Origin of the sequence: Luteolibacter sp. SL250, assembly GCF_026625605.1 — a bacterium.
Lineage (GTDB): Bacteria > Verrucomicrobiota > Verrucomicrobiia > Verrucomicrobiales > Akkermansiaceae > Luteolibacter.
Window position 1 is genome coordinate 2,224,645 of sequence record NZ_CP113054.1, and the last position, 12,297, is coordinate 2,236,941.

Below are 12,297 nucleotides of genomic sequence, written 5' to 3' on the forward strand. Positions count from 1 at the left end.
AATCTCTTGTGATTCGCCAATGCCGCCGGAGGACAGGAGTGTCCTCCCTCCTTACCTTACTTGCTGATCGGCTGGGAGATCCGGAGATAGGCGAAGAGATCCCGCATCTGCTTGTCGGAAAGCTGATCCAGCAGACCCTCCGGCATGAGGCTGAGACCGGCGGCCTTGCTATCCGCAATCTGCTCGCGCGGGACCGTCGTGTCATTCCCATCGAAGCCGCGCAGGACGATGACGTTGCTGTCCTGGTCCGCGAGGAAGCCGCCGAGCACCCGGCCATCCTTCGTCGTGACGGTATGGTTGCCGTAGCCCTCGCGGATCTCCGCATTGGGATCGACGATGCTGACGAGCATGGTGCCCAGATCCTCCCGCTGGTAGCTGGTCAGGTTCGGCCCGATGTTGCCGCCCTTGTGGAAAAGCTGGTGGCACGCGGCGCAGCGTTCCATATAGATGGCTTCCCCGGCGTAGGGATCTCCCGGCGCGGCGGAGAGGATGCGTTTCACTTCCTCGATCCGTGGGCGGAAGGATTCCCGCGCGGCGGGTGCTTTCACCGGGAAAAGGATCGCCAGCTTTGAAAGCAGGGCATCGTCCTGGTGCTGCCGCAGGCGGACGAGGAGATCACCGGAAATAGCGTCACGCGGGATGGCGGAGGACTCGACCGCGGAAACAAGGGACAGCGCGGATGCCGGGCGCGAGGCGAGCAGGGCGAGCGCGGCATCCCATCGGTCACGCGGCAGCCGGGGAAGGGCTGCGGTGACAGCCGCTCCGATACTGGAATCATCGTAGAGCGTCAGGGACGCGAGGCTGGCGTTCGCCAGATCCACAGGCGAGGCGGCGTCCGTTGCGATGGCGAGCAGCGCGGCCCTCGCTGGCGGGTGCTGGATCTCACCGAAGATGCGGGCCAGTTGCAGGCGTTCCGGTGCGGGTGCCTGCGGGTTGGACAGGATGGCCAGCGCCTCATCCAGCGCGGCGGCCTCTTTCTGGCGCAGGCGCAGGTGGAGGGAGCCTTTCCCCAGCTTTGCCATTTCCTCCGCCAGTTCCGGAGGGAGCGGCGGCAGGGCGCGGCCCTGGAACGCCTGGCCGAATCCTTCCATCAGCGCGGCCTTGTCCTCCGGGGTGGAGGCCAGCGCGAGCAGGCGCGCGGCGCGGATGAGATCCGTGCGGGTGCCCGCCGCGGCGAAGCGGCGCATCAACCGAGGGGTGATGTGGGTGCGGACGATGGAGCGTGCCCACAGCTCGGGACGTTGCTCGAACAGGCCGGTCACCTCGGCGGCGGACGACTTGCAGTGGGACTCCAGGACGAACCACGCCATCATCGGGATGAAGGCATCCCGGGCATCGATGTCCCGTGAAAGGATCTCCGCGACCAGCGGCAGCGCCTGGTCTCGCCCCAGCCGCCGCGCGGTGGAAAGGATCTGGCAGCGCACCTCCGCATCCGGATCCGTGGCAGCCAGCGTCAGGATGGTCTTGTGGATGCGGGGCGTGAGTTGCTTCGCGTCGCCGAGCAGGCGGATGGTCCATGCACGCACCATCGGCGCGGGGTGCCGCAGGCACTGGAGGACCAGCGTTTCATCCAGTGCGCCGGTCTGGTGGAGCACCCACAGGATCTCCAGTGCGGGGTGCGCACTTCCAGCAGGCGCGGAGAGCAGGGCGGCGGCATCCGGGATCGTCGCCTTGCGCTCGGAAAGCAGACGCACGGCGGTCTGGCGGTGCCAGAGGTTGGAATGGGAAAGCGTGGCGATCAGTTCCGCGTCGGTTTTTTTGGAAAGATCGGTGCCGCGCTCCAGCGGCAGATCCTTTCCGCGCAGGCGGTAGATGCGGCCGGTGAAGGGATCGATCTGCCCTTGGTAGTTCTGGCCGTGAGCGATGTATTCCTCGCGGAAGTCCGCGATGGTGATGCTGCCGTCCGGGGAGGGCGTGAGATAGACCGGGCGGAAGGTCACGTCATCGCTGGTCAGCGCGGGATCGACATCCGTGGTGGAAAAGGTGCTGCCGGCGGGGATGCGGGTGGAGGCGGTCAGCTTCCGGTGGAGGGGATCCGCACCCATCAGCAGGCCGCGCCACTTTTCCGGAATCGCCGTGCCTTCCATCATGATGATGTTGTGCGTGAAGCGGGCGATGGGATGGCTGGTCGCCATGTCCTGCAGCTCGCCGAAGGAGTAGGGATTCGTCGGCGGGCCGAACTTGTCCGGGGAGGTGCCCTGCTTCAGGTAGAGGCCGTCCTGAATGTGGTGCCAGCCGCGGGTGTTGCCGCCGTTGTGGCCACTGAAAAGGCGCCCCTCCGCATCGAAGTGCAGGCCGAAGGTGTTGCCGCTGCCGTCCGCGAAGATCTCGAATGCCTTCGTCGCCGGGTGGTAGCGCCACACCGCGCAACCTTCCAGATAGATCAACGGCTTGTTCGTGCCATCGATGCCCGGTGTCGTGTCGATGTGGCTGCTCACGGTGCTGCCCTGCGCGCCGTAGAGCCATCCGTCCGGCCCCCAGGTGAGGCCGTTGGCGGTGCTGTGGGTGTCCTCCAGACCGAAACCGGAAAGGCGGACTTCCGGATCACGGTCCGGCACATCATCGCCATCCGCGTCAGGATAGAAGAGGAGATAGGGCGCGTGCATCACCCAGATGCCGCCGTGGCCGTGGAGCACGGAGTTCGCCATGTTCAGCCCGGTGAGGACGTTCTTGTGGCGGTCGTAGGTGCCGTCGCCGTCGGTGTCCTCATGCACGCTCACGATGTCCGCGCCCGGCGTGTGGTGCGGCGGCGCGGGTGGCACGCGGTCGTATTTCCCCCGGTAGTAGGCATCGCGGGAGATCATCTTCAGCCCGGCGGGGTAGGGATACTGCCGGTATTGGGAAATCCACATCCGCCCGCGCGCGTCGAAGCTCACATGCGTGGGCTGGGCGACTTCCGGTTCATGCAGTAGAGACTCCACCACCAGGTCCGGCGCGGGCTTCAGCTTCGTGAGCGCCTCCGCCGGGGACACCTGCTTCCCGCGCACAGGCTCCGCCGGCGCCTGGAGCACCGTGCTGGCCGGACGCCAGTCCTTGGGCGTGTAAGCCGCCGCTGCAGGTGGCTGGGCCAGCGGTTGCAGGTTGTTGTCCTTTGGCTCTCCCGCCTGCACCAACCAGTCGCGGTCCAGCCGCACCTCATCCAGATATCCGCCGAAGACCGGCGCGTGGGTCAGTCCCTTTTCCGCTGCCTTTCCCTCCAACCGGATCGCCAGCGTGTTGAAGACATCGCCCTTCAGGATGTCCTTCGGCACCTTGAAGCGTACCGGCGCATCCGCAGCGGCCTCCTTCGCGTCCACGATCACCGTGCCGTTGAGATACACCTTGAACGGCCCGGGGATGTCCTGGAGGGCGAGCGTCATCGACTCCCGCCACAGGTCCTTCGCATCGGACGACGGATCGACCAATGATTTCGCCACATGGAGATGGGCGCGGTACCACAGCGGCTGCTTTGCTCCGAAGGTCTGTCCTTTCGCGGGAACCGGTTGCAGCACCCACTCCGCGGAGGCGATAGGTGAAAGGCACAGCAATCCGGCGACGGCTGCCCCGGCGTTCCGGAAAGGAAATGATGGAGTGGATTTCATGCGATGGAGTATTCTGGCTGTGCCTGCAGCGTCCCGCGGCAGGCTGTGGTGGCGGCGTCTCGCCGGTTTCTTCAGGTCCGGCGGCGGGACGCCACCGGCACGGCGCATCCACGATTCATTCTCCGCTGCCGAGAGGCAGCAGTTCATATTTCCTCACCACCATTTCCGCGCCTTCGGTCTGGATGGCGATGGGGCCGGAGGAAGGTTGCGCGGCGAAGCCTTCGTTCACCATCCGTCCGTTGAACAGGATGCGGAGAGTGCCGTTTTCGGAAATGACCTCCATCCTGTTCCACTCGCCCACGGCGGCGTCGGGATCATCCTTGCCCTTGAAGTCCACGACATCCTTCCAGTCCTCGTCGCGCTTCTCCCAGTTGATCCTGCCGGACTTCAGCAACTGGCGCGGGGAGCCTTTTTTCCAGCGTTTCTCGCCGTCGCGATCCAGTTCGAACTCCGCCTCCATCTGGCACTGGACGACGGTGCCGTCCGGCAGCTTCGGGCTGAGTACGAGGAAATCGCCCATGCCGCCCTCGATGATCTGCGCCTCGATGCTGGCGATCCAGGTGCCGCCCAGCGCACCCGCCGGGCCGTGGCAGTGGACGAGAATGCCGCTGTCCCGCGCCTTCTCCGCACGCTTGCCCCAGGTCTTGCCGGTCCACTTGAACTCCGTCACCAGACGGTAGTTTTCATAGGCAGCCTTGGTGATCATGTAGCCGTATGCATGGCCGGTGATGGTGAGCTGCCCGTCCTTGAGGACGAAGATTTCCCCGGGCTTTCCGGTGATCTCCATCTTGTCATTGATGTGGTAGTCCACTTCGCCCTTTTTCATCAGGTCGAGGATGTCGATCTTTTCGGTGACCTTGACCGGTTCCGCGGCGGAGAGCGTGGCGGCGGTGGCGAGGAAGGCGGAGAGCAGGAGATATTTCATGGGTTGTCGGAGTGGTTGTGGGCTTGGTTCGCAAAGAGAAGAGATTGTTGAACCGCAGATGGGCGCAGATGAAGAAATCCAATGAGGATTCTTCTCCTATCCATGTTCATCTGCGGTTGATTTCATTCATTTGGTTGGGGTCTCCCCCCGTAGGAAAGCGAGGAGGTCGGCCATCTGGCTGACGGTGATGCCGCCCTCAAGACCGACAGGCATGAGGCTGGCATCGTGGGATTCCATGGAGGAAATGTCGGCGCGGGAGATGGTTTCGGAAACACCGCCGGGCATCTTCAGCACCACGGCGGCGGGTGTGTCGGAGTCGATGATGCCGGAAAGCATGCGGCCATCCTTCATCTTCACCATATAGGCGCTCCAGCGGGCCTCGATCATCCGGTTGGGGTCGAGGATGTCATTGATCAGCGCGCGCTTGTCCTTCGCCCGGACGTCGGAAATGTCCGGTCCCACGGAGCTACCATGACCCTGGTAGGTGTGGCAGGTTGAGCAGAGCTGGGTGAAGAGTTCTTTGCCCCTGCCCGAGTCTCCCTTGACATCGGCGGCAGGGAGATAGGCGGTGATGACGCCCGCGCGGTCGTCAGCCGGACGCTCGAACAGCTTTTCCGCGAGGCCCTTGATGGTGGCGTCCTTGCTCTGGAGAAAGCGCCAGCGGGACTCCGCATCGACCAGGGATTTCGGCACCTCGCCGCGGTCCATGCGCTGGAGCATGTCCGGCAGCGTGCCGGGGTCATTTCCCAGCATGGCGATGATCTCCTGCCGCAGCGCGGGATTCGCGGTTGGCAGGATCTCATAGAGCAGCGGCGCGGTTTTCTTCGCGCCATGCTTCCTGACGATGGCGAACGCGGCGCGGGAGATGGCGGCGGGTTGGCGGCCTGAAACCAGATCCTTGAGAACAGGTGCGGCGGCCTCATACGGTTGCTGGGAAAGCAGCGGCATGCTGGCGATGCGCAGCTCGTCCGGCAGCGAGGCATCCGCGATGATCTTGCCCGCCTTCTCCAGCAGGCCCGGGATCTCAGCACGCGGATCTCCCTCACCGGGAGGAGGCACGGACGCGAACTCCGCCAGAGACTTCACACCCGCCTTCGGCAAACCTTGGGCGAGTCCCTCGAGTACTGCCGCCTTCCACCACCTCAGTTCGCCCGGAGCGGTGCGGAGTGATGCAAGCAGCACGGTGAGATCTTCCTTGTCCTTTGACGCGGCGGTCATCGCTGCCAGGTCACGGATGAACGCGGAGCGCGTGTCCGCCGCCTTGTCCGCGAATGGTCCTGCCAGCAGGTCCCCGGTGAACCGTCCGGTGTGACCGGCGAGGTGGACCATGACCGCCTGCTGGAACCATGGGTCGTCCAGATCATCCGTGGCGGCCAGCAGCGCGCGGATGGTGGAGGGCACCTCCGCTGCGGTGGAGCGCGTGGTCAGCAGCGCGAGCATGCGCGCCCGCGTGCCACCGGACATCGCGGCACGGGAAGCGGTCTCCCGCGTCTCCTTGCCGAAGTATGCCGGATGGCGGTGGGCGATGAGGACGATGTTTTCCGCCAGCTCCGGTGGTGCGTTCTCCGTCAGTGAAAGCAAAGGCTCAGTGACTCCGGCCCGTCCGGAGAGCGTGGCGTGGAGCCAGAGCGTGTGGAGCTTTCCAAGCGGGGTAGGCGGCTTGCTTTCCGCAAGGGCGTCCAGCGTGGATCGGAGCGCCTCCGGCGTGGTTGCCCGTTCGCGGAGCAGGCGCTGTGCGGTCTCGCGCTGCCATGCGTTCGGATGGGAGAGCCAAGTGATCAGTCCGGCGGTGTCCTTCGGCGCGGCGGTGGGCTTTTCCGGAGTGACGCCTTTCGGCACGATCTTCCAGATCCGTCCTTCGTTCTCGCCGGTCCGCATGTCGTGGGACTTCACGAAATCATCCGGAAAGAACCGCGCGTGGTCGATGAAGCGGCGGTAGATGTCACAGACATACAGCGCGCCGTCCGGTCCGGTGGTGATGTTCACCGGCCGGCACCATTCGTCGCTGCTGCGGAAGAACTCCGTCTGGTTCCCGGTGCGGGAGGTGGTGAGGCTGCCGCCGTGGGCCTCCGGCCTGCGGAAGCGGGTGATGAGCTGGCCGGTGGGATCACAGACAAAGATCTCGCCCGCCAGCTCCGGCATCAGGTGGCCGCGATACACGCCCAACCCGCAGGCGGAGGTGTTTGTGCCGGAGTGCGCGTCGGACGTGGTATGGGTGATCTGAAGGGGAAAGACGCGCGAGGCCGGGCCGTGCGGCGCGATGTTCTCCCACGGTTGCCGCGCGGGTGCGGTGGTTCCCGCCAGCGTCTCCGGTGGCACCACCGCGAACATGACCGGGCTGCGGTTCGATGAACAATAGTGCCGCCCCCAGTCGTCGAAGCCGCCGCCATACTGGCCGAAGCCCGCCGCCGCGTGCAGGGCACCCGTTTCCGGATTCCACCGCAGGTTGGTCCGGGCGATGTCCGTCTTCGCACCTTCGCTGCCGTCTCCGGCCACGGGGTAGATCTGCTTGCTGTCCAGGCCGTTGTTGAAATACACCTCCCCATCCGGACCCCAGCGCGGCGAGGCCACCTGGAGCTGGGAGAAGGATGGATTGAACCCGGCGATGAGCGGCCTGCGCACGTCCGCCACTCCATCGCCATCCGTATCCTTCAGGAACAGCACCTGCGTGCGCGTGGTGGCGATGAGGCCGCCCTCGTGTGGCAGCAGTCCCTGCACATGATCCAGTTTGTCCGCGAAGGTGGCGGCCCGGTCGAACGCCCCGTCGCCATCCGTGTCGATGAGCCGCTGGACACGGGACAACGGAACTCCGTCCGGGCCGCCGAGAGGGTAGTCGATCATGTCCGCCACATAGCACGCGCCCTCCGCGTCCCAGCACATCTCGACCGGGTCACGGACCAGCGGCTCCGCGGCGGCCAGTCGCACGTTGTAGGCACCGTCGATCCGGATGGAGGACAGGGTCTTTTCAGGAGTCCATGCTGTTTCCCGCGGCTGTGCCAAAAGCACACCGATGAACGGAGAGCAGGGCAGGGCGGAAAGGAGCAGAGGCCAGGGGCGGAAAGATCGCATGGAGGACAGGGTCATTTGGTTTCAGGTCCGACGTTGCCGTATTCCCACGCCTTCGAGAACGGGGCGGGGGCGGGGAATGCAGGTACCGGGCCGGGCGTCATCTCACGGGTCAGGGAAATGCCCGCGTCCGCCATCTTCGTTCCCGCAGTGACTTCCAGGTTGCTGTAGGAGGTGAGGCGGGTTTCATAGCCGCCGCCGTCCGGGCGGAAGGCCTCTTCCGTCGGCACGTAGCCGGTGCAGCCGTTCGCCAGTTCCACGGACCAGGTGAAGGGAAACTTGCTCTCCTTCTTGATGCGCAGGCCGTTCTGCACGAAATATTCCGCCGGGTTGCTGACGAACACGGCCGGTCCCACCTGCAGCGCCTGCACCTCCACCTCCACCGTGGGGGAGTGCTTCACCGCAGCATCCAGCATCACGGTTTCCTTGGCGAAGGTCCGCTGCGCCGGGCTGGCTTCTTTTTCCTTTTTCAGGATGGCCATCGCGTCCGCCACCTTCTCAGGGGAGGGGATGCGGCGGCCGGACTGCCAGACTTTCTGCTTCGCATCCAGCGGGACGTCCGTCCCCTTCGCCATGGACAGCACCACCTTCAGCGCCTCCGCGCCCACGCGTCCGCCGACAAAGCGGGACATCTCCTCACCCCGCCGCTGCTGGGTGGGGGAAAGGTTGTCCACCTGCGTGATGTCACCACTCGCACCCTGGAGGAAGACCACCGGAGTCTTCGAGGCGAGTCCGCCCTGCAGCACCTGCTCCAGATACTGCACCCAGTTCGCGGAGATGCCTCCCGGGTTCGTCGTGCAGTGGCAGGTGTAGTTCACCATCACGCCCAGCAGCTTGTCCTCCATGTCCCACGCGGCGACCACGCCGACCTCGGGGTCGATGGGGCCCGCATAGTCGATGATGTCGGGATTTCCGATGCCCGGGTGGCTCCAGCTCTGGCCGTTCTTCATGCGCAGGCGGCGGTTGAAGGCGACCTTGTCCTCATGGCCCTTGCCGAAGCCCATCTTCGCCGGGACCTTCTCCTTGTCCGCCGCGACCACCGCCGCGATGATGGCGTCCTCCACGGTCTTCAGATACGCTGGGTCCGCGGCGGAGGATTGGTTGTAGGCCAGGTCCTTCACGAAATCATCCGCATGGTCGTATTCACCGGGCTGCACCATGCCGGTCGGCCCGGATGAGTGGGAGTGCGACGCGCCGATCATCACGTTCCCGCCGGGGATGCCGCAGGCTTTCTCGATGCCCTCGCGGCAGCGCTGCACCAGGTCGCGCGATACCATCAGCGCATCCACGCCGACGAAGGCGACACGCTTCATCCCGTCATCGAAGACGGAAACGCGGACCTTGCACGGATCGTGGAGTTCCTTATGGAAGGCCTTTCCGTACCCACCGGGTTGCTCCATGCCCAGCGCGGGGGTGATGTCCCTTTCCGCGAACCCCGCCCGGACCGGTTGTTTCGCCGGAGCGGGTGCGTTCTGCGCGGGCAGCATCACGGAAAGAGCGGCTGCCGCCAGCATGGCAGGTCCGCCGAGCGTGAGTATCCTGAAACGGGATCCGGATGGTTTTTTCATCGTATCAGGGATACGACACCATCCTTGGAACGCTTGTGTTCTTTTCGTTCAAATTCCGCCGTTTTCCATGGCGCAACACTTGTGGAATCTCAAGGCTGCGCCGCACCCTTCAGCCCGAGCTTGTCGAACACGGGCACCAGCACGGTGAGCCACTTCTGATAGCCTGCCGGGGAGATGTGGACGAGATCCTTCGCGAAATACTCCGGCACCGGCTTTCCGTCCGCGGTGGCGAGGGGGGTGAAGAGATCTACCAGCGTCACGTTTTTCCGGCCTTCCGCCAGCTTGGCGATGCGGGTGTTCAGGTCCGCGCGGGCACCCGGCTTGTGGGGGGCTTCCGGACTCGCGCTCGGTGGACCCTGGGCGAGGATGACCGGGAGGTCCGGATCATGGGCCTGCACCATGTCCAGCATGATGGCCATGTTTTCCGCGGCGTATTTGGGATCACCGTGGGCACTCAGATCATTTCCGCCGACCAGCAGCATGACCGCGCGTGGCTGCAGATCCAGGACGTCCTCCTTGAAGCGGAACAGCACGCCCCGGCTGGTGTCGCCACCGACACCACGGTTCGCGATCTTCAGCCCCGGGAATGCGGCTGCCAGAACATCCGGCTTCCATCCGGCGGTGAGGGAATCACCGACCAGCACGACGGCGCCCTTGGCCTTCTCACGCTGGGTCCAGAAATACTTCCGGTTGTCCACCATCCAACCGAACGAGCGGATCGGGCCTTTGCCCGGCCAGGCGGCTTCGTTCTTCGCGTCAGGGTAGGGTGTCGGCCCATTCACCTGCGCGTGCGTGACGCCAGGCAGCGAGGAGGCGATGCAGACTGCGGTGAGCAGGATCGGGCGGAGGGATTTCATGGAGTTTTGGAAGAATGGGTTTTGCGGCTCCGGCATTTCATGCCATGCGCCGCCGGCGGAGGAAAGGGATCATTCCGGCCCCGCTGCCGAGCAAAACAGCGGAAGGCTCCGGCACAACATGGACATCAGCCAGGGCGGTGCCGAAGCGGATCTCATCCACGACCGCGATCATAGATGAACCATTGTTGTCGGGAGCGTCGGCACGGAACATGAGATGGCCGGTCGGGTCGAATGCGGACGTGCCGGATGTCGAGGTGTCGTTCACGCGGACGCTGTAGTTGTTGTCGAGGCCAGCTTCCGTCGCACCGGTGGAGAGCCAGTTCTCATACTGCGCCAGGGTGAGTGCCCACGTCGTGGCGACTCCGTTGGTCCCTCCGCCGAGGGTGGCCCCGACATTGGTGAAACGGGAGATGAAGAGATAGGTCGTGCCGGTAGCGAACGCGAAGTTCCCGGAAACCGTGCTGGAGTTGTCATATCCGGCGGCGAGTTTCCGGTCGGTGGCGAGTGTGTTGGAAGCCACGCCTGCCTTCAGGTTGCTGGTGGTCCCTTCCGCGGTCGTGGCAACACCGGCAAGCATCGATCCGCCATTGGCGAGTCCGATGGTGGTGTAGTTCGCAAGGTAGCTTCCCCACACCGTTCCTGTCGCCGTTGCGGACAGGCTGACAGTTGCCGTTGTCACTACATTGGTGCCGCTGCCGTAGGTCGCGCCCAACCGCAGGGAGCCACCGCTGCTGGTGGCGAAATTCGGCCCGAAGGACAGGCCCGCCGTCTGGTAGGTGCTGGATGGGCTGCCCGGGCCGGTGTTCGTCACCGTCCAGTTCCCCTGGATGCCGCTGCCGGTCGCCTGCGTGCCATGGATCGAGGTGTTGTTGGCGATGTTGTAGTCGAAGCCTTCGTAAAGGATCACACCGGCCTGGAGCGGTGCCACGCCCAAGCCTGCGATCACTGACATACACCATAACGGACCGAAGGGCAGGAGTTTCATCGGGGCGGAATATTTTTGGAATGGTGCTGTCCGCCAAGTCATTCGTCGGTTAACAGTTAATCCTTGTGAATGCTTCCCTTGGTACCTGTCTGGTCCGGAAGCTTGCCCGATCATCCCGAACCGCTAGTTCTGATTTTCAATGCCGTCCACGATCCGTGAAATCGCCAGCCACACGGCCCTGAGCATCGCGACCGTTTCGCTTGCCCTGCGGGGTGTCGGGAGGATTTCGGAGGCGACCCGGAGGAAAGTCCGCGAGGCGGCGGAGGCGCTGGACTACCAAGCGCAACCGATGCTTTCGAAGGCGTTGTCGCTCGCACGTCAGCCGAAGGAGCACCGTTACAAGGAAACGCTGGCCTTCCTCACCGAGTTCTCGCTGGACGATCCCACGCTCGATCCTTTCCCGGTCTATCAGGAGCGGCTGTGGACCGGTGCCTGCGAGCGGGCGCGGAGCATGGGCTACAAGCTGGAATCCTTCACCCTTTCCGGAAAGCCCTCGGAGCACCGTCAGCTCGGCCGGGTCATGCACGCGCGTGGCATCCGCGGGCTGATTGTCATCCCGCGGCTGATGTCCGGCCAACCGCGGCTGATGTTCGACTGGAAGAACTTCGCGGCGGTCGAGATCGGGCGCACGCTCTGGCACCCGCGCAACCTCCACCACGTCGAGACGTCCGACTACAACAAGATGATCGAGGCACTGCACCTGCTGAAGAAAGCGGGCTACCGGCGCATCGGTATGGCGATCGAACCGACACAGAACAAGCACCAGCGCGGCACCTACTACGCCGCCTACCTGTTGGGCCAGCTCCGGCAGAAGCCCGCGCAGCGGCTGCCCATCGCCTCCTCCACCGGCGCATGGAACGGGAAAACCTTCGCCTCATGGGTCAGGAAATACCGCCCGGATGTGTTGATCGTCCACGACGAAAGGGAGATCACCGGCTGGCTGGAGGAGATGAACCTTTCCGTTCCCAGGGATATCTCCCTGTTCTGCGTGAACGCCCAGCGCGACGGGTTGTCCGGTCTGAGGCGGGACTACCACGGCATCGGGCGGAACGCGGTGGAGATGGTTTCATTGCTGCTGGAAAGCGGGGATCTGGGCATCCGGGACAACCCGCGCTGCTGGCAGGTCGATGAGTTCTGGCAGAAGGGGGAGACCCTCGGCAAACCCATCGACGGTTTCCTTTCGCCCGAGGGATATCTCCTCCAGCAGCACGCGCCGTGATATATGTCATCCGGCTGTGCTTGGCTTAACTGTTCAGCAAAAAACCTCACAATTTGATCCCGCGTCCGGCTACCGCTGGCATACACCTCTGCGCCT

General features: G+C 64.4%; 7 protein-coding genes. 1 reads left to right on the top strand and 6 read right to left on the bottom strand.

What is annotated here, in order from left to right; genetic code table 11:
- Positions 1-56: 56 nt before the first annotated feature.
- The 6 genes from OVA24_RS09885 to OVA24_RS09910 all read right to left on the bottom strand — a co-directional run bounded on the left by OVA24_RS09885 (position 57) and on the right by OVA24_RS09910 (position 10,949).
- The gene (locus OVA24_RS09885) at positions 57-3,581 is read right to left on the bottom strand and encodes a PVC-type heme-binding CxxCH protein (protein WP_267675051.1); all 3,525 of its coding nucleotides are present in this window, start codon (positions 3,579-3,581) and stop codon (positions 57-59) included.
- Positions 3,582-3,696: 115 nt separating this feature from the next.
- Entirely contained in the window at positions 3,697-4,506 is an 810-nt protein-coding gene (locus tag OVA24_RS09890; protein ID WP_267675052.1) for a 3-keto-disaccharide hydrolase, read from the bottom strand.
- Positions 4,507-4,632: 126 nt separating this feature from the next.
- Entirely contained in the window at positions 4,633-7,575 is a 2,943-nt protein-coding gene (locus OVA24_RS09895; RefSeq protein WP_267675053.1) for a PVC-type heme-binding CxxCH protein, read from the bottom strand.
- A gap of 11 nt (positions 7,576-7,586) precedes the next feature.
- Entirely contained in the window at positions 7,587-9,140 is a 1,554-nt protein-coding gene (locus OVA24_RS09900; protein WP_267675054.1) for a hypothetical protein, read from the bottom strand.
- Between the two features lie 89 nt (positions 9,141-9,229).
- Complete coding sequence (locus OVA24_RS09905; RefSeq protein ID WP_267675055.1) at positions 9,230-9,997, bottom strand: GDSL-type esterase/lipase family protein; 768 nt, start codon at positions 9,995-9,997, stop codon at positions 9,230-9,232.
- A 37-nt stretch (positions 9,998-10,034) separates the two neighbouring features.
- A complete protein-coding gene (locus tag OVA24_RS09910; RefSeq protein WP_267675056.1) occupies positions 10,035-10,949 on the bottom strand; it encodes a hypothetical protein in 915 nt (304 codons plus the stop codon).
- A gap of 172 nt (positions 10,950-11,121) precedes the next feature.
- Here OVA24_RS09910 and OVA24_RS09915 point away from each other — a divergent pair, with 172 nt between their 5' ends.
- The gene (locus tag OVA24_RS09915; RefSeq protein ID WP_267675057.1) at positions 11,122-12,201 is read left to right on the top strand and encodes a substrate-binding domain-containing protein; all 1,080 of its coding nucleotides are present in this window, start codon (positions 11,122-11,124) and stop codon (positions 12,199-12,201) included.
- The last annotated feature ends 96 nt before the right edge of the window (positions 12,202-12,297 follow it).

Bases quoted from the DNA above. Each gene is read 5' to 3' on its own strand.
- OVA24_RS09885 (WP_267675051.1), bottom strand. From the start codon at position 3,581: ATGAAATCCACTCCATCATTTCCTTTCCGGAACGCCGGGGCAGCCGTC.
- OVA24_RS09890 (WP_267675052.1), bottom strand. From the start codon at position 4,506: ATGAAATATCTCCTGCTCTCCGCCTTCCTCGCCACCGCCGCCACGCTC.
- OVA24_RS09895 (WP_267675053.1), bottom strand. From the start codon at position 7,575: ATGCGATCTTTCCGCCCCTGGCCTCTGCTCCTTTCCGCCCTGCCCTGC.
- OVA24_RS09900 (WP_267675054.1), bottom strand. From the start codon at position 9,140: ATGAAAAAACCATCCGGATCCCGTTTCAGGATACTCACGCTCGGCGGA.
- OVA24_RS09905 (WP_267675055.1), bottom strand. From the start codon at position 9,997: ATGAAATCCCTCCGCCCGATCCTGCTCACCGCAGTCTGCATCGCCTCC.
- OVA24_RS09910 (WP_267675056.1), bottom strand. From the start codon at position 10,949: ATGTCAGTGATCGCAGGCTTGGGCGTGGCACCGCTCCAGGCCGGTGTG.
- OVA24_RS09915 (WP_267675057.1), top strand. From the start codon at position 11,122: ATGCCGTCCACGATCCGTGAAATCGCCAGCCACACGGCCCTGAGCATC.